Source organism: Sporosarcina pasadenensis (assembly GCF_047228845.1).
Classification (GTDB): Bacteria; Bacillota; Bacilli; order Bacillales_A; family Planococcaceae; genus Sporosarcina.
This window is the reverse complement of sequence record NZ_JBFEGM010000025.1, coordinates 1-17,729: the sequence shown is the minus strand read 5'-3', so window position 1 is coordinate 17,729 and position 17,729 is coordinate 1. Positions and strand designations below refer to the sequence as shown.

Below are 17,729 nucleotides of genomic sequence, written 5' to 3'. Positions count from 1 at the left end.
GTTGTTGTATTAAGGGTCAATACCCGTTTTTCAACGTAAGGTGTTTTTATTTGTCTCAATTTCTTATGTCAGTGCCGATATAGTTGGCTTCTTCATTTATTTTATACAATTGTAGTGCATAATCAGAATTGTTCACTGCACAGGCACCCAACCAATTCTGAATACTCAACAGCCCTCAACCCGCACAGAAAGCAGCCATTACCAATAAAATAGAGAAAGGCTTGCTTACAAAGGAGAGAGACTATGCTTTTCAAAACATCCATTCCGTCGCATCCAAAGTACATTCATCGTATTCTCAATCGATGGCCACCGACGAAAAGGCTTCTATTCATGGCATTGATGGCAGCACTTGCAGCCATATTGCAATCTGCGGGAGGTTTGCTACCCGCCATCGGCTTTGCCATTAGCCCTTTCGCCACCGCCCCGATTATGCTCGTCGCATTGATGTGTTTGCGCTCCGGGATTTTCACCTATATCGTAACGATTTTATTGTTGTTCTTACTTGAACCGACCGAATTAGTCATTTTCCCTTTTACAACCGGATTACTCGGACTAGGCTTAGGATGGGCACTTTACAGACTCAACAAGCGGCTGGAAGTTGTCCTGACAAATGGCCTGCTATTATGTATCGGCATTTGCATCCCCTTGTACGTACTCGGCTTTCCCGTATTCGGTCCAACCGTCTCCTCTTCATTCAATCTGATTTCCTTGCTCCTTATTCTCATCTTCTCCCTGATCTACAGCTGGATCTGGACGGAACTCAGCCTATTCTTCCTCCGCAAAATCAAAACAATTCTCAAAGCGGTGCCTGTGTAACACACATTTATGACAATTCAATAAACTCTATATAAATACAGAAAGAAGCCAACGGAATGTTGATACCGTTGGCTGCTTCATTTATTTTATGCAATTGTAGTGCATAATCAGAATTGTTCGCTGCACAGGCACCGACAAGATTCTGAAAACTTCATTCCACTACGCCACAAGCGATGCGGTCGCCGGAGTTGCCGGATGGTTGGGTTTTTCCGTCGTCTGCTTCTGCGTGGATGACGAGGGCTGTGCCGCCGTCATGGAATAAGGAGTTTTCCTCTCCTGGCGTCAATGTCAGGTTTTCAACGAAGAACTCTTCCTTTACAGTGCCATCGGGACCGACTTCGAGGTTCGGCAAATCGCCGGCATGCGGGCCTTCTTCGTGGTCAAGTCCATGGCTTGCCCCCGTCGGATTGAAATGCCCTCCTGCTGATTCAAAGTCGGGCGCTTCACATACCCCTTTTTCGTGGAAATGAAAGCCGTGAGGACCTTCAGGCAATCCTTCCGCTTCTACCATGATGCGTAAAGCGTCCTCTTCCTCGGTCAATTCCGCTGTTCCAACCGGTTTTCCGTTGCCGTCCATCAAATGGACTTTCACGGATGGCAGTTCATCCTCCACTTCAGCCGATTCCGTAGCATTCGTCCCCTCATTAACTTCACCTTCTGTTTCGATAGCCGGAGCCGGATCATTCTTCTTATCGGCGCATGCTGCAAAAACTAAAACGCTCGTAAGGATCATCGTTATCCAAATCCATTTTTTCATATCCACACACTCCCTCTACTAAAGTATTGACACCTATACAATTCACTATTTTTCATCAGTTAAACGGGATTCTCGCAAAAGAGCACTTACCACTCATCTAAATTGGAACGTATTGACAACAATGAGAGAAGGAACTCCTATGGAAATAGCAACACAAAAAAGGAACAGGTCCACTTTCCAGACCTGTTCCTCTTCAATCTATTAATGTCCCTAATTAATTCCGGACAAGATAATCAAATGCACCCAACGAAGCGGTCGCGCCAGATCCCATTGAAATGATGATCTGCTTGAACGGGCTATCCGTGCAGTCTCCTGCAGCAAAGACACCAGGGACGTTCGTTGCGCCGCGCTTATCGACGAGGATCTCGCCGAATTTATTGCGCTCGACCGTGTCGCCGAGCCAATCCGTATTTGGCACAAGACCGATTTGGACGAATACGCCGGCTAGCTCGACATGCTTTTCTTCGCCTGATTCACGATCAACGTAAGTGATTCCGTTAACTTTATCCGTACCGGTAATCTCTTTCGTTTGAGCATTTGTGACCACAGTGACATTCGGCAAGCTGTGTAGACGTTCTTGCAGTACAGAATCAGCTTTCAACTCAGAGTTGAATTCAAGTACCGTTACATGATTTGTAATTCCCGCAAGGTCAATCGCCGCCTCGACACCGGAGTTTCCGCCGCCGACGACCGCAACGTCTTTCCCTTCGAATAAAGGACCGTCACAGTGCGGGCAGTACGCAACTCCTTTATTCCTGAATTCAGCCTCGCCAGGTACGCCGATATTCCGCCAGCGCGCGCCTGTTGAAAGGATGACGGATTTACTCTTCAGAACAGCACCGTTTTCCAATTCGATCTCGATAAGGTCTTTCTTCTCCAAACGCTTCGCACGCACCAAATTCATAACATCGATGTTATAGTCCTTCACGTGCTCTTCAAGGCTAGCAGCTAGTTTAGGACCTTCTGTGCGATTTACGCTAATGAAGTTCTCAATTGCAGCCGTATCCAAAATTTGACCGCCGAAACGCTCAGCGACAATTCCTGTGCGAATTCCTTTACGAGCGGCGTAAATAGCAGCACTCGCGCCCGCTGGACCGCCGCCGACAACGAGGACGTCAAATGGATCTTTATCGGCAAATTCCGATGCGTCCGGGCCGCTTCCGAGTTCAGCAAGGATTTCTTCGATTGTCTTACGGCCGTTCGTAAACGGCTCACCATTCAAGTATACCGTCGGGACAGCAAGAATGTTTTTGCTTTCCACTTCTTCTTTAAACGCCGCGCCGTCGATCATCGTATGCGTAATGTTAGGGTTCAACACGCTCATGAGGTTAAGTGCCTGTACAACTTCCGGGCAGTTTTGACAGCTTAAGCTAATATATGATTCAAAGTGAAGCTCGTCCTTGATGTTCTTCACTTGCTCGATCACTTTCTCGTCCACTTTAGGAGCTCTGCCGCTCACTTGCAATAAAGCGAGGACAAGCGAAGTGAACTCGTGTCCAAGCGGGATGCCTGCGAAAACGACGCCAGTATCTTCACCGATGCGGTTCACACTGAAGCTCGGAGTTCTTTCCAGTTCAGCATGCTCCACTTTTATGCGTGATGACATTGTAGCTAGTTCATCCACAAGTGCCGCCATTTCACGTGATACCTTATCTTCTCCGACGTTCACTTTAAGTAGTACATCGCCCTCCATCAGTTCAAGATATTGGGCTAATTGTTGTTTTATATCTGCGTCCAAAATCATGTAATCTACTCCTCAACTTGTATTTTATCCATAGAAAACTCGGCATGATTGCCTTAGATGTCGAATCGAATTAAGGAACGCGATCTAAGTACGCGACGTCCTGTCGCAACGATCGCATGACCAGCATCCTACTTGCCTCAATTCAACATCTAAGACAACTGCCGAAAAACTTTTCAAAAATAAAGGGAGCCCCTATCCTAAAAGGAAGGGGGCCGTCCCCGTTATCCCGCTAAACGCGAAATTAGATTTTACCTACAAGGTCAAGGCTAGGCTTAAGTGTTTCTTCGCCCTCTTTCCATTTTGCCGGGCAAACTTCGCCTGGGTTGTTGCGTACGTATTGTGCAGCTTTGATTTTGTCTACAAGCGTGCTTGCATCGCGGCCGATTCCGCCAGCATTGATTTCAACTGTTTGAACAACGCCGTCTGGATCGATGATGAACGTACCGCGATCTGCTAGACCGGACTCCTCGTCCAATACATCGAAGTTGCGTGAGATCGCTTGTGAAGGGTCACCGATCATGATGTACTCAAGCTTGCTAATTGTCTCAGAGTGATCGTGCCAAGCTTTATGTGTAAAGTGCGTGTCCGTTGAAACGGAATACACTTCAGCGCCTAGTTCTTTAAGAGTTGCATATTGATCTTGAAGATCTCCAAGCTCAGTCGGGCAAACGAATGTAAAGTCTGCTGGGTAGAAGCAAACGATGCTCCATTTACCTTTTAGGTTCTCATCAGTTACTTCGATGAACTCACCTGTGCCTGCATGGTAAGCTTGCGCTTTGAATGGTAGTATTTCTTTTCCAATTAGTGACATAGAAATATTCCTCCTAGTGTTTTTATATAGTTAGTTTAGGTTATTTCATCAAAACCTAAACCGCAGTAAACATTATCCTGTAATCTCTACCGCTTAACTATAATAATTCTAATTACATACTGATTATCATATAGATGTCGAAGTTTGTCAACAGATACACTTTTATTGTCATAAACCCTTATATAACACCCATTACCGCAGCTTTTCTCCCTTATCGATTCCATATTAATTACAAGGAAGCGAGTTTTAAATGTAATCTTCTAATTCTCAATTACCGATCCATGTTATTGATTATTGAATGTTTCGAATATATCAAACGAGTATTTTACAATCCAATACAACAAAAGAAAAGCAATGCCCGCTAAGTGGCATTGCTCCAGCTTGTTTACTTTTGTGTCCTGTTCTCTCAATCCTCAATACGCTTTATCTTTTCGTAGGCCTTCGCTTCGATTTGCTCCACATGATGATCCTCCAACCGGATTTCGGGATATGGACGGAACCAATTAATTTCTCCGTCATTATACAAGCCATGATAATCGTTGCCGTCAATGGTCACACTGAATCTGACATGTTCGTGAACTTGTCCTCTAAACATTTCCTTTACTCTAATATCGGTAAATTCCTCCAACACACTCTCCTCCTCTCTATTCGTTTTTATTCGTTACATTACCCCAATACCCAAACTGCGAAGAACAACACTAATTTTTCTACGAGAAACTCAATTGGGGATAATTGCCTGTCAGGCATGTCTCATCATCATCCGGGCACCTATAAATATCGAAGTGCTCAGAGCGAACGGCATCGTCAATGCCGGTAATCCGTACGGCAAAAGTACGGTATCTACACTACCTATAATGACTACCGTCAATACGCAAGCGATGATTGCAATGAATAGCGAAATCCGGTTCGGCCCTGCACGGAAGACGACTCCGACAGCGAGCGCCGTCAAAATTGCATTATAGCCGTACAACCCTGCATCGATAAGCGTATGTTCCCCGCCAAGTATGTATGCCGTAAACATTCCGATGAAATTGCCCGCGAGCGCATAAAGCCCCATCTGCCAATTCGCAATAAAAATCCCTAAAAAGAGCAGCAATCCTGCAACGATGCCTTGCAGAAAGAAAATTTGACCTGCTCCATCAAGAAAAGCATTTAACCATTGGATTTCGCCGGCACTTTCCAGCTTCCAGTGCGATAAGCTCTGCGGGACTATTTCGTCCGTCAATGCAAATGCTTCGAATCTATATGAAGACAGCATGATTAGCCATGTTGTTATGATATACGGGAATGTCAATGTCGGCATACCAGCAGGCTGCAGAAATCTCATCACAGAAGCGGTGAACGCAGCTGCAATGACCGCACCGAATAAAGCGATCCCCCAATTTGCAGGTCCTTCCAGATACAGAAAAAGCGCCATCCCAGTCAACGTAGGGTTGTATCCAAACAACCCCCGTTCAACACTCGAAGGATTTCCGCCGCCTACCTGACCGAAAAGCGTGCCGATCGCCGCTGATAGGAATGCAATCAAACCAAGCTTGAAAGAGGTAACCGTAATTGCAGACAATATGAGTAGCCCCGTAATCCAATTTTCGATGAGAAGCACCTGAGAGATGCCTTTCATCGTTGCTAGAAGGAAAGGAAATCTATTTTCTCTCTCTTCAATCCCACCGCTTTGCATGCTCATGCTCCTCCTCTTTCCCTTTTTCGTTACTATTACCCCAAGATGATCCATAATAATCTACCCCCCAATAATGTTCCACATTACCCTTTATTCATTAAATGTAAGATATGGGTATTTCTTAGGTATTAAGTTTTGTTCGCCGCTAGAATCGTTTAATCTCTAATTCTCCAGGGAAGTCCCTAATAGAGTCCAGTTAAGTAACTTGGTTGAATCAAGGAGGGGGCACATTGAATTTAACACCGCGAGAAATGGATAAACTCAAAATCGTCGTAGCTGCGGATTTGGCAAGGAGACGGAAAGATCGGGGATTGAAGTTGAACCATCCTGAAGCCGTCGCCTTAATTACGTACGAACTGCTCGAGGGAGCGAGAGATGGGAAGACGGTTGCCGAACTGATGCAGTACGGAACGACGATCCTGACAAGAGAAGATGTCATGGAAGGTATTCCGGAAATGATTGAGGATGTGCAAGTGGAAGCATCGTTCATCGATGGGACGAAGCTGATCACCGTCCATAATCCTATTAAATAGAAGAGGAGGATGTAGCATGATTCCTGGAGAGGTATTTTTGAAGGATGAAGAGATCGTCTGCAACGAAGGCAGGAAGACCTCCAAACTGAAAGTGATCAATACTGGGGATCGCCCTGTGCAAGTCGGATCTCATTATCATTTCTACGAAGTGAACCGCGCGCTCCAATTCAGTCGCGATGAGGCGTATGGAAAACGGCTGAACGTTCCGGCGGGTGCCGCAGTCCGTTTCGAACCGGGAGATGAAAAGGAAATCGAGCTTGTCGACTACGCCGGCAAACGCCAGGTCTACGGTTTCCGCAATAAAGTCGATGGGGTTCTTGAGAAGGAGGACGAACAATGAGTTTACATATGCCAAGGAAGCAATATTCTCAAATGTTTGGGCCAACGACAGGTGATTCCATCCGATTGGCAGATACAAATCTGTTTATCCAAATCGAAAAGGATTACACGTCCTATGGCGATGAAGTCGTCTTTGGAGGAGGTAAAGTCATTAGGGACGGAATGGGAATGCATCCGTTAGCCACACGGAGGGATGGTATTCCGGACACCGTCATCACAAACGCAATTATCCTTGATTATACAGGTATTTATAAAGCCGATATTGGAATCCGTGACGGCAAGATTTCCGGGATCGGGAAGGCCGGAAACCCGCTCGTCATGAATGGTGTAGATATCATAATTGGTTCAGGGACCGAAATCATTGCGGGCGAAGGGATGATCGTAACTGCCGGAGCCATCGACACTCACGTCCACTTCTGCAATCCGGCGCAAGTGGAAGTCGCACTTTCAGCAGGTACGACGACATTGATTGGCGGCGGCACTGGCCCATCGGCAGCTTCTCGGGCTACAACTGCAACACCTGGCATTTGGAATATCCACCGGATGCTTGAGGCAGTAGATGCCTTGCCGATCAACGTCGGATTGACGAGTAAAGGGCAGGCGGCGTCAAAAGAACCGCTCGCGGAACAGGTGCGCGCAGGCGTTATCGGCCTGAAGGTCCATGAAGACTGGGGAGCGACTCCGTCGGCACTCGACCATGCATTGCAAGTCGCCGATGAATACGACGTGCAAGTGGCGCTTCATGCCGATACGTTGAATGAATCCGGTTTTATGGAAGATACGATGGCTGCTGTGAAAGGCCGCGTCCTCCATATGTATCATACGGAAGGGGCTGGCGGCGGACATGCTCCGGATTTAATCGAGTCGGCAAGCTATATGAACATATTGCCTTCCTCAACGAGTCCGACCTTGCCGTATACGAAAAATACACTCGATGAACATTTGGACATGCTCATGGTCGCCCATCACCTGAATCCTTCCGTCCCTGAAGACGTCGCGTTTGCGGACTCCCGCATACGCCGGGAGACGATCGCTGCGGAAGACGTCTTACAAGACATGGGGATCTTCAGTATGACAAGCTCTGATTCCCAGGCGATGGGGCGCGTTGGTGAAGTCGCCTTGCGCACTTGGCAAGTGGCGAACAAGATGAAAAAGGAACGCGGTCTGATGAAAGGTGACCAAGAGCGCTCCGACAATAACCGTGCCAAGCGCTATATCGCGAAATATACGATCAATCCTGCAATAACTCACGGGATTTCGGAGTATGTAGGCTCTATAGAAGTCGGGAAAATTGCCGATCTCGTCCTTTGGAAGCCGGCATTCTTTGGCGCCAAACCTGAGATGGTGCTGAAAAGCGGGTTCGCTGTGCAAGCCTTCATGGGAGATGCAAACGGATCCATCCCAACTCCTGAGCCCTTCATTCATCGACCGATGTATGGCCAATACGGAAAGGCACTCGCCCGCACAAACATCACGTTCATCTCACAAGCTGCATTCGACGATAAAGTCCATGAGCAGCTTGGTCTGGAGAAAATCATTTTACCGGTGAGAGGCATCCGCGACCTATCCAAGAAGGATATGAAGCTGAACTCGGAGACCCCTGAACTGAAAGTGGATCCGCAAACTTACGAAGTCCGCGTGAACGGCGAACTGATCACGTCGGAACCTGCCGATGAAGTGCCAATGTGTCGACGATATTTCCTATTTTGAGGTGAAGTGAATTGATAATTGAGGAAATCAAAGCAAATTTGGAAGACCTTGATGCGCACGAAGTAAAACAGCGCCATATTGAGAAAGTCTATTTAGAAAGCGCCAATCTCGTGAAACGCATCCAGCGAGTGAAGACGGATCACGGAAATGAAATCGGCATCCGGCTAAAAAATCCGAAAGACCTCGCAGCTGGCGATATTCTGTTCATGGATGAAAAGAATCTTATTGTCATCGATGTGCTCACGGATGATCTGTTAATCATCCAGCCGCGTTCGATATATGAGATGGGAACGATTGCCCATCAGCTCGGCAATCGCCATCTCCCTGCACAATTCGAAGGAGACGAAATGCTCGTCCAATATGATTATCTCGTCGAAGAGCTGTTGCAGGAACTGAAAATACCATATAAAAGAGAGGACCGGAAAGTGAAACAGGCGTTCCGGCATATTGGGCACAGCCATGACTGAAAACCTGTTGCCTCTCTTCCAGCTGTGCGATTCCACTTTCCCTACGGGGGCGTTCAGCCATTCGTTCGGGATGGAGACGTATATACAGAAAAATAAAATCCATGATCAGAAAACATTTATGCAATGGGTAACGACATATGTGAATGAACAGCTCGCCTACTCGGACGGCATTGCCTGTAAGATTTGCTACGAGGCATTGGAAACTCGTGAACAAAACAGGATTTGGGATATGGATCAACTTCTATACGCCCAAAATATTCCGGAAGAAACGAGGGAAGGGACGAGAATGATCGGCGAGCGAATGTTAAGCCTCGTAAACACGCTATACGACATCCCGCTCTTATCCGAATATGCGGACAGGATACGGGATCAACGCGCAAGCGGCCACCCCGCCATCGTTTTTACCGTGCTCAGTCACCATCTCGGCGTCTCTTCCAACTCAACCATTCTCTATTATTTGTATTCGTCCGTCTCGAGCCTCGTCCAAAACGCAGTGCGGTCCATACCACTCGGACAAACAGCCGGACAAAAAGTGATCCAGGAACTCCAGCCGGTTCTGATGGAAACAACAAAGAAGATACAACAGCTTGACATAGAGGACTTCGGAGCCGTCTCGCCCGGGCTCGAGCTCGCCCAGATGCAGCATGAGCGCGTAGGGATACGGATATTCATGTCCTGATCGAATAAAACAAAGGAAGTGTTTATTTATGGAACCAATCAAAATCGGAATAGGCGGACCGGTCGGAGCCGGCAAGACGATGCTCGTCGAAAAATTGGCCAAGTACTTGGCTGATGAAATTAGCATGGCTGCCATCACAAACGATATCTATACGAAAGAGGACGCTAAAATCCTCATGGAGACAGGCGTATTGCCTGAAGACCGAATCATCGGCGTCGAAACGGGAGGCTGCCCGCACACCGCAATCCGCGAAGATGCCTCCATGAACTTTGCCGCAATTAACGAATTAACAAAGAGGCATCCCGATGTAGAGATCATTTTCGTGGAAAGCGGCGGAGACAACTTGGCAGCAACGTTCAGCCCAGAACTCGTCGATTTCTCCATCTATATCATCGACGTAGCACAAGGCGAGAAGATTCCCCGAAAAGGCGGTCAAGGAATGATCAAGTCTGACTTGTTCATCATCAACAAAACAGACTTGGCTCCACACGTCAAAGCTCGTCTTGACGTTATGGAATCCGATACGAAAGTGTTCCGTGGCGACAGGCCATTCGTCTTCACAAACTTGATGGAAGAGGAAGGGCTAGAGGAAGTCATCGACTGGATCAAAGAAAATGTTCTACTCAAAGGACTGTCTTAATATGGAGCAGATGACGGGGGAGCTACAGCTTCGGCTCGAGGATAAACAAGGAAAAACAATTGCGAAAGACGTTTATTTCCAAGGTGCCTTGAAAGTGATGAGGCCAATCTACCTCGATGATTCCGGCCAGGTGTGCTATTACATCCTGAACCCGGGAGGCGGCTATCTCGATGGCGACCGTTACAGCATGAGTTTCACTCTTGATAAGAAAGCTCAAGCCACGATCACGACCCAAGGATCGACAAAAGTGTACAGAACGCCGACTGATTTCGCCTATCAAGAAACAGAAATCATCCTTAACGATCGAAGCTATCTGGAGTATTTGCCCGATCCGCTCATCGCCTATCAGGATGCGAAATACAAGCAGAAAAATATATTCCGTATGGACAGCACGTCTTCTCTCCTCTACACGGACATCATCACGCCGGGCTGGAGCCCCAAAGGCGACCATTTCAGTTATGAGCTTGTGCAGCTGATCAACGAATTCCATATTGACGGCGAACTCAAAGTGTACGACCATCTTAAGCTCGCTCCGGCAGACCAGCTGCTCGGCGACATCGGCTTCCTAGAAGGCTACACACATCTTGGCTCCATGTTTGTCATTGACGAAAAAGTCGATGACGGGTTGATCGATCGGCTTTATGAAACTCTTTACGAGAAAACGGACTCTTATCAAATAGGCCTTTCCAAGCTACCGGTGCCCGGAGTCGCTATCCGGGTCTTCGGTAATTCAACTCAACTTATTGAAGGGCTATTCTCCAAATGCCATCATTTAATCATGCAGGAATGGTTCGGAAAACGACCAAGTCCCCTACGCAAATATTGAATTCGCAATGAAAGGGTTGGAAATCGATTTGATTTCCAACCCTTTTTTCGGTTCCTTTTTCGGTGCCTCTTTTTTGGTGCCTGTGCACCACACATTTATGACAATTCATTAAAATTCATATAAATGCAAAAAGAATCCTACTGAATGTTGATTTGGTCGGCTTCTCCAATTTTTTTATACAATTGTAGTGCATAGTCAGAATTGTGTGTTGCACAGGCACCCACACAATTCTGCATTCTTAACCACAAATAATAACACTTCCCCCATTGTTAGCGGAATCACAATAGTGTACGATGCATAGTATAAGAAAACGAGGTGACAGCTATGGGGCCATTATTGGATACATTCACTACAGAATTAAGGAGAGGCACGTTGACTCTTGCTGTGCTAAGTCAATTACGAACGCCTCAATATGGATATTCATTAGTCCAACGTCAAGAAAAAGCAGGCGTTGCCATTGAACAAAGCACGTTATACCCGCTCCTCCGCCGATTAGAGAAACAGGAACTCTTAACAAGCAGTTGGGATACAACAGAAAGTCGACCCCGTAAGTATTACGTAATCAGTGCGTACGGCAGCGACATTTATGAGCAATTGAAAAAGGAATGGGAAACGATGACATCGGAACTGAAAACTTTATTGGAAGGAGATGAGAATGATGAATCTGATTGAAGCCTACGTATATGAGGTGACGAGAAGGTTGCCGGAAAAATCACGGAATGATATCGCCCTTGAGCTTCAATCCACTATTGAGGATATGTTGCCCGACGATTTTTCCGAGAATGAAGTAATGGATGTCCTTTCAAAACTTGGTGATCCCGCTCGTCTCGCCGCTAGCTATCGCGACACACCAATGCATTTGATTGGCCCAAAAGTGTACGACGCTTATTTATGGACGATGAAAATGATCATCCCATGGGCGATACTCATTACCGTTTTAGTTCATGTCGTTGAAACCATTGTCCTTTTTTCAGGGGAAGAAAGTATACTTTCTGTCGTCATAAAAAGCTTTGGTATCATCATCGCCAATGTCATCCATGTGCTCATCCAAACATTCTTTTGGGTCACGATCGTTTTTATTTTCATTGAAAGAGTCGGCTTGGCTAAAAGCAGTGGATCAATTACAAAGCATGGGACGGAATGGAGTCCTGAACAGTTGAAGCATGTCCAGGTCATCTCGAAGAAAAAAGTGATTCCAAGAAGTGAGGTCATTTTCGGATTGGTCTGGACTGCAATTTGGGTCGTTCTTTATTTCAACGCGGACCATCTTGCAGGTGTCTATCGATCAATCGATGGAGATGGGTTACAAATGGTGATGCCAGCTTTGAATCAATCGGTATTGATGTCGTACTTGCCAATCGTTTTACTATTTGCGGCACTCGAGATCGGCATGGCGCTTTACAAATTTAAAGAACGGCAATGGACAATGAGGCTTGTAACGATAAATGCAGTCATCAAAGTGTTCAGCTTGATCGTCTTCATCGTCATTGCCAGCAATCCCGCCCTCATCAACGAGGCAATGATTCCTTATTTGGCAGATATTCTTGAAATCAATTTAACCTCAGTAAATAATTTCACAGATTGGGCGGTATGGACCGTCGTTGCGATTATCGTCGTCACCGTGTTCATCGAAGTCTACGACAGTTACCGGAAAGCGAAAGCATGAATTGATTGAGGTAAATTCGGTGCCTGTGCACCACACATTTATGACAATTCATTAAAACTCATATACATGCAGAAAGAAGCCGACTGAACGTTGATTTGGTCGGCTTCTTCAATTTTTCTATACAATTGTAGTGCATAGTCTGAATTGTGTGTTGCACAGGCACCCGAACAATTCTAATAACTTTGTACCCTTCTCCCCACAGGCATGGCCTGAAGACGGATTGCCACGATGACTCCTATGACTGCCCCGCTTATGCTGGAGACGAGGAAGGGAGGCATGAAGAAGAAGGCGGTGACGGTCGTTCCCATGAGGACGGCTGCGTATGGAACCGCGAAGAGCGATGCGATGATTCCCGTCCCGATGATTTCTCCGATTGCCGCCATACACGCCCGCCCAGACTGCTTATACAGCAGACCGGCAAGTGCGGCGCCGATCATCCCTCCCGGAAAAGCGAGCAACGACCCGGTGCCGGTTAATATGCGAACGAGGCCGGTCATGAAAGCAATGATGACGGCAGGAATGGGTCCGAGCAAGATTGCAGCGATGACATTGACCGCATGCTGGATCGGGTAGGCGCGGGCAATGCCTGCAGGAAAGGAGACGAATGCAGATCCGGCGACCGCAATCGCAGTGAATACGGTCATGAGGACAAGTTTTCGCGTACTCATCGCAGCACGCTCCTTTCGCGGCTCCATTGCGTTGCAGCTTCCTTCAATTGCCGGGACGCCATTTCAGGGTTAGTAGATGAAGCAATCGCTGAAATGACAGATATTCCGCTTGCCCCTGCACGGAAGACGGGTTCCGCATTCATTGCCGTGATGCCCCCGATTCCGACAATCGGCAAATCAGGATACAACTTCGCCACTTTCTCGATCATCGCCGTCCCCGCAACCGGTTTTGCATCGTCTTTCGATATCGTCGGATAGACGGGTCCCATGCCGACATAATCCGCACCTGCCGCTATGGCCGCTTCAGTTTCTTCTATTGAATGGACGGAAACCCCTAGAATCTTTTCGGCTCCAATCCTTTTTCGGACAAATCGCGCCTCAGCATCATCCTGTCCGACATGGACGCCATCCGCGTCAATCTCAACAGCGAGGTCGACATCATCATTCACAATGAACGGAACGCCATATTGCGCACACAATTGCTGGCAGCTCTGCGCAAATGCCTTATTTTCCATCCCGACAAGCGCACGTGCCCCCTTTTCACGCAGCTGGAAACACGTAATCCCGCCTTTTAAGGCCTCTTCCAAGACGGACAGCGGCTTCTCCGCATTTGTCGAGCCCATTATGAAGTAAAGCGTGAGGTCAATTTTTCCCAATCAATTCAACATCCTTCCGTTCCACCGGGCCCCGCTTCCGCAGTGCCGCATGGTTTGTCGGCCCGTGCCCATTGCCGATGGAAAGCCCATCCTCAATCGCCGCATGGATAAAATGCTTTGCTGTAACGACTGCATCATGCATCGGAGCACCTTTCGCAAGCTCCGCCGTAATGGCTGCGGCAAACGTACATCCCGTACCATGCGTGTCTTTCGTGTCGATCCGTTTGCTCTTCATTAAAAAGCAATCGCCCGCCGAAGACAAAAACAGATCCTCCGCGTCAGGAGTATCTGTCCGATGCCCGCCTTTCAGCAGTACGGCTCCGGCTCCCTTCCGGAGCAATTGATTTGCGGCATTCTCCATATCTTTCATTGACGCAATCGTCATTCCCGTCAACACTTCCGCCTCCGGTATATTGGGCGTCAAAAGGGCCGCCGACGGAATGAGACGCTCTTTCAAAGCTGCAATCGCCGACTGTCGGAGAAGCGGAGCGCCGCCTTTCGCGATCATGACGGGATCGACGACTAGAGGAATCCGATCATGACGGCTCATTGTATCCGCGACCGCTTCAATAATCTCCGCAGAGAACAGCATCCCCGTTTTGGCCGCGCCAACTGTGAAATCAGTTAGCACCGCCTCGATTTGCGCAATGACGATGTCGGTCTCTATCGGTTGAACTGCATGGACGCCGAGCGTATTTTGAGCAGTCACCGCCGTTAATGCGGACGTTCCGAACGTGCCGAGCTCCTGGAATGTTTTCAGATCGGCTTGGATCCCTGCCCCGCCGCCACTGTCAGAACCGGCAATCGTTAGAGCAACTGAAGTCATTTGACACCCCCCCTTCTACAATGAATTGGGCGACGTCTATTGCGTCATCATCTAATTGATGTAAAGCATTCAGGAAATAAACCGCAAAATCACCCGGACCTGAAGACGGTTCAGCCGCCAATTCTCCCGCTTTTTTGTAATACGCAAGACTATAAGCAACCGCATCAATCGGGGAATGTGTACCGACGGACAGGAAGGCGGCGGAAACCGCGCTTAACAGGCAACCCATGCCCGTGATTTTACTCATGAGCGGATGCCCTCCTGTAATTCGGATGATTTTATCACCATCCGTCACGATGTCGGTCTCACCGGTAACAGCGACGAGGCAACGGTGGCGGAGGGCTACATCTTTAGCCGCCTCTTCGATATTTGCCGAACCTGCACCTGCATCGACGCCTTTCGCTTCCCATTCAACACCCGCAATGGATGCAATTTCACCGGCGTTTCCACGGATGAGCGTAATATCCAATTCCTCCAGAAGTGTAGCGACTGTATCTTTACGGAAAGCAGTCGCCCCTGCGCCGACAGGATCCAATACGAGTGGACGCCCTTTAATGGAAGAAACTTTTCCGGCAGCGATCATTGATTCAACTGCCGAAGGATCCAGCGTCCCGATGTTTAGCAATGTACACGAGGAAACGGCGGCTACTTCTGCCGTCTCCTCGATTGCATCCGCCATGATCGGAGAAGCACCCAATGCCAGCAGGCCGTTCGCTTGAAAGTTTGCAACGACAATATTCGTGATGCAATGGACTAACGGGTTTTGTGTACGCAGTTCTTTCAGCAATAAAGATTGAGCCATTTATGCATGCACCTCGCTTGTTTCAAGAGACCATGTTTGCTGCGTCCATGCCATTTCCCAAAACTGCAATTCATAGTGGACGCTTTTAATGAAATGAGCTTTCAATTGTTCGCGTCTTTTATCCGAAAGATCTTCCGTCAGTTTATTCAATCGATCGATCTGTTCACGGGTTGCCTGCTCGAACCATTCAGAACTGTACGTGGCAATCCATTTGTCGTAAATCGGGTGATTCGGTTTCGCATCCTTGAGCCGCTCGCCGATTTCGTAATACAACCAATAACATGGAAGCAATGCGGACAACGTCGTAGCCAAGTCGCCTTCCAACGCCGCCCGGTATAAATGCGACGTGTAAGCATACGCTGTCGGCGCCGGGTCAAAGTTTTCAATATCTTCATCCGTAACACCCAACAGTCCAAAGAAGCCTTCATGCAATGAAATTTCCGCCCCGCATGTACCATCCGCATGCTGCGCAAACCGTTGCACCGTCAATAAATCCGTCGCCTGCACGGCAGCCATGGCATGCACTTTCGCAAAATGCTTCAAATAATACGAGTCTTGCAGAACGTAATGTTTGAACACTTCTTCAGGCAATGTCCCTTCCGCAAGCGCATTAATGAACGGATGATGGAAGCTCGCCTCCCAAACATCGTTGCATTCCTTCCGTACCTCTTCACAAAACGTCATTCCAACCACTCCTTTAAAGTTTTGGAAAACCAAAAAAGCCGCTTCACTCAACACAATCGTTGAAGAAGCGGCTCGCATATCGGCGTAAGATAACCTTTGGAAGACGTGCGACCCACTTCCCTACGCTGGTATGAGCCAGATCAGGTTCGAAGGGTCCGTGTATCGATACACGTCTCAGTCTTTCACAAAGACTCCCCCAGTGGTTAACTCTTTTCAGTTTTCAACTACACTATAACATAGATTACTATTTTGGCAAATCTGACATCTGTACTTTACGGTAATGTAATATTTAGAAATAAATAGCGATAGACCGTTTATACCACGCGTTAACCATGAAAATAAAGTAATAGGACAGGCATACATAGCACGTTATCGGCATTTTTAGGATTGGTATAATATGGTTTAACAGGGTCGAATCGATTACATTAAACCCTCTTTTTAGTCTTCTCCCACGCTTATTTATTATTACAAAGGTTAATATTTCCACGAATACTTGTTAATTGGTTGTCATACCATTGTTATTTTCTTTTGTTATTGTTAGTAATGTGCAGATGGGGCACTGCTCACCTATCCGAATGAAACTATTGTGAAGATAGTAAAAAACGGCCCTACACTCTTTGCTCGAGAAGGAGGCGGATGTACATAACGACTTTATTAGGATGAGTGTTATTTCGCTTCATGATCTGGTAGTTGGGTAAAAAAATTTAAGAAAAGGGAGTTTGATCATTCTTGGTTAAAGAAACGAATCGTAACGAGAAGAACACGAAAAAGAAAATTTTACCGTTTGTCATGTCGACTTCAATGTTAACTGCTGCTATTTTTGGAGCAGGCGGATCAGCGTTAGCGGCTGAAAACGGTGAAAAAGAGTTTAAAAACCACGGTGAAAAGGTTTCCTATTATGCAACAACTATTCCGGGTTCACCTGAAAAAGGGAAATTCATGCGTACGATTGCAAATAAAAACTTCGTAGCTGCTGAGCCGGATGAAGATGATACTACAGATGAAGATGACACAGATACACCTAATAACGATGACGATGATACAGACGCACCAGCTGATGAAGAAGGCACGGATGCTCCGGCTGACGAAGAAGACGCTGTAGATGCTCCGGCTGACGAAGAGGATACTGTAGATGCTCCAGCTGACGAAGAGGATGCTGTAGATGCTCCGGCTGACGAAGAGGAAGCTGTTGACGCTCCGGCTGACGAAGAAGATGCTGTTGACGCTCCAGCTGACGAAGAGGAAGCTGTAGATGCTCCGGCTGACGAAGAAGAAGCTGTTGACGCTCCAGCTGACGAAGAAGAAGCTGTTGACGCTCCAGCTGACGAAGAAGAAGCTGTAGATGCACCTGCTGACGAAGAAGAAGCTGTTGACGCTCCAGCTGACGAAGAAGAAGCTGTAGATGCACCTGCTGACGAAGAAGAAGC

General features: G+C 47.4%; 20 protein-coding genes, 1 pseudogene and 1 riboswitch. Of the genes and pseudogenes, 11 read left to right on the top strand and 10 right to left on the bottom strand.

Annotated elements, in window-relative coordinates; translation table 11 throughout:
- Positions 1-243 precede the first annotated feature (243 nt).
- Positions 244-816, top strand: a complete 573-nt coding sequence (locus AB1K89_RS18210; protein WP_413056095.1) for a hypothetical protein — start codon at positions 244-246, stop codon at positions 814-816.
- Between the two features lie 151 nt (positions 817-967).
- On the opposite strand, the gene AB1K89_RS18205 is transcribed toward AB1K89_RS18210, so the two are convergent.
- The 5 genes from AB1K89_RS18205 to AB1K89_RS18185 all read right to left on the bottom strand — a co-directional run bounded on the left by AB1K89_RS18205 (position 968) and on the right by AB1K89_RS18185 (position 5,806).
- Positions 968-1,573 (bottom strand): superoxide dismutase family protein, encoded by a 606-nt coding sequence (locus AB1K89_RS18205; protein ID WP_413056094.1) that lies wholly within the window; start codon positions 1,571-1,573, stop codon positions 968-970.
- A gap of 214 nt (positions 1,574-1,787) precedes the next feature.
- Complete coding sequence (ahpF, locus tag AB1K89_RS18200) at positions 1,788-3,317, bottom strand: alkyl hydroperoxide reductase subunit F (protein ID WP_413056093.1); 1,530 nt, start codon at positions 3,315-3,317, stop codon at positions 1,788-1,790.
- A 241-nt stretch (positions 3,318-3,558) separates the two neighbouring features.
- Positions 3,559-4,128 carry an alkyl hydroperoxide reductase subunit C gene (gene ahpC, locus AB1K89_RS18195; RefSeq protein ID WP_413056092.1) on the bottom strand — a complete coding sequence of 190 codons (570 nt, stop codon included), beginning with the start codon at positions 4,126-4,128 and terminating at the stop codon, positions 3,559-3,561.
- 406 nt (positions 4,129-4,534) lie between these two features.
- Positions 4,535-4,756, bottom strand: a complete 222-nt coding sequence (locus AB1K89_RS18190) for a hypothetical protein (RefSeq protein WP_413056091.1) — start codon at positions 4,754-4,756, stop codon at positions 4,535-4,537.
- A gap of 111 nt (positions 4,757-4,867) precedes the next feature.
- Positions 4,868-5,806 carry an urea transporter gene (locus tag AB1K89_RS18185; RefSeq protein WP_413056090.1) on the bottom strand — a complete coding sequence of 313 codons (939 nt, stop codon included), beginning with the start codon at positions 5,804-5,806 and terminating at the stop codon, positions 4,868-4,870.
- 230 nt (positions 5,807-6,036) lie between these two features.
- On the opposite strand from AB1K89_RS18185, the gene AB1K89_RS18180 reads away from it, so the two are divergent.
- The 9 genes from AB1K89_RS18180 (at position 6,037) to AB1K89_RS18140 (ending at position 12,666) form a co-directional block, all read left to right on the top strand.
- Positions 6,037-6,339 (top strand): urease subunit gamma, encoded by a 303-nt coding sequence (locus AB1K89_RS18180; protein WP_413056089.1) that lies wholly within the window; start codon positions 6,037-6,039, stop codon positions 6,337-6,339.
- A gap of 16 nt (positions 6,340-6,355) precedes the next feature.
- Positions 6,356-6,679 carry an urease subunit beta gene (locus tag AB1K89_RS18175; RefSeq protein WP_413056088.1) on the top strand — a complete coding sequence of 108 codons (324 nt, stop codon included), beginning with the start codon at positions 6,356-6,358 and terminating at the stop codon, positions 6,677-6,679.
- Positions 6,676-8,388 carry an urease subunit alpha gene (gene ureC, locus AB1K89_RS18170; RefSeq protein WP_413056087.1) on the top strand — a complete coding sequence of 571 codons (1,713 nt, stop codon included), beginning with the start codon at positions 6,676-6,678 and terminating at the stop codon, positions 8,386-8,388. Before AB1K89_RS18175 ends, ureC begins: the two co-directional genes overlap by 4 nt.
- Positions 8,389-8,399: 11 nt before the next feature.
- Complete coding sequence (gene ureE / locus AB1K89_RS18165; protein WP_413056086.1) at positions 8,400-8,855, top strand: urease accessory protein UreE; 456 nt, start codon at positions 8,400-8,402, stop codon at positions 8,853-8,855.
- Positions 8,848-9,534, top strand: coding sequence for an urease accessory protein UreF (locus AB1K89_RS18160; protein WP_413056097.1), 687 nt, complete (start codon positions 8,848-8,850; stop codon positions 9,532-9,534). Before ureE ends, AB1K89_RS18160 begins: the two co-directional genes overlap by 8 nt.
- A 28-nt stretch (positions 9,535-9,562) precedes the next feature.
- Positions 9,563-10,174: an urease accessory protein UreG gene (gene ureG / locus AB1K89_RS18155; protein ID WP_413056085.1), complete on the top strand. Its 612-nt coding sequence runs from the start codon at positions 9,563-9,565 to the stop codon at positions 10,172-10,174.
- 1 nt (position 10,175) lies between these two features.
- Complete coding sequence (locus tag AB1K89_RS18150) at positions 10,176-11,000, top strand: urease accessory protein UreD (RefSeq protein WP_413056084.1); 825 nt, start codon at positions 10,176-10,178, stop codon at positions 10,998-11,000.
- A gap of 324 nt (positions 11,001-11,324) precedes the next feature.
- The gene (locus AB1K89_RS18145; protein ID WP_413056083.1) at positions 11,325-11,672 is read left to right on the top strand and encodes a PadR family transcriptional regulator; all 348 of its coding nucleotides are present in this window, start codon (positions 11,325-11,327) and stop codon (positions 11,670-11,672) included.
- Positions 11,659-12,666 carry an HAAS signaling domain-containing protein gene (locus AB1K89_RS18140; RefSeq protein ID WP_413056082.1) on the top strand — a complete coding sequence of 336 codons (1,008 nt, stop codon included), beginning with the start codon at positions 11,659-11,661 and terminating at the stop codon, positions 12,664-12,666. The genes AB1K89_RS18145 and AB1K89_RS18140 overlap by 14 nt, the downstream gene beginning before the upstream one ends.
- Before the next feature lie 173 nt (positions 12,667-12,839).
- On the opposite strand, the gene thiW is transcribed toward AB1K89_RS18140, so the two are convergent.
- The 5 genes from thiW to tenA are packed head-to-tail and all read right to left on the bottom strand — an operon-like array spanning position 12,840 to position 16,302.
- Positions 12,840-13,334: an energy coupling factor transporter S component ThiW gene (gene thiW, locus AB1K89_RS18135; protein WP_413056081.1), complete on the bottom strand. Its 495-nt coding sequence runs from the start codon at positions 13,332-13,334 to the stop codon at positions 12,840-12,842.
- Entirely contained in the window at positions 13,331-13,957 is a 627-nt protein-coding gene (gene thiE, locus AB1K89_RS18130) for a thiamine phosphate synthase (protein WP_413056096.1), read from the bottom strand. The genes thiW and thiE overlap by 4 nt, the downstream gene beginning before the upstream one ends.
- A gap of 19 nt (positions 13,958-13,976) precedes the next feature.
- Positions 13,977-14,816 (bottom strand): bifunctional hydroxymethylpyrimidine kinase/phosphomethylpyrimidine kinase, encoded by an 840-nt coding sequence (gene thiD / locus AB1K89_RS18125; protein WP_413056080.1) that lies wholly within the window; start codon positions 14,814-14,816, stop codon positions 13,977-13,979.
- Positions 14,782-15,618: a hydroxyethylthiazole kinase gene (gene thiM, locus AB1K89_RS18120; RefSeq protein ID WP_413056079.1), complete on the bottom strand. Its 837-nt coding sequence runs from the start codon at positions 15,616-15,618 to the stop codon at positions 14,782-14,784. Before thiM ends, thiD begins: the two co-directional genes overlap by 35 nt.
- Positions 15,619-16,302, bottom strand: coding sequence for a thiaminase II (gene tenA / locus AB1K89_RS18115; protein ID WP_413056078.1), 684 nt, complete (start codon positions 16,300-16,302; stop codon positions 15,619-15,621).
- A 100-nt stretch (positions 16,303-16,402) separates the two neighbouring features.
- A riboswitch (TPP riboswitch) is annotated at positions 16,403-16,510 on the bottom strand.
- A gap of 521 nt (positions 16,511-17,031) precedes the next feature.
- Between tenA and AB1K89_RS18110 the strand changes: the two are divergent.
- Positions 17,032-17,729 (top strand): annotated as a pseudogene (locus AB1K89_RS18110) (hypothetical protein); the annotation flags it as partial.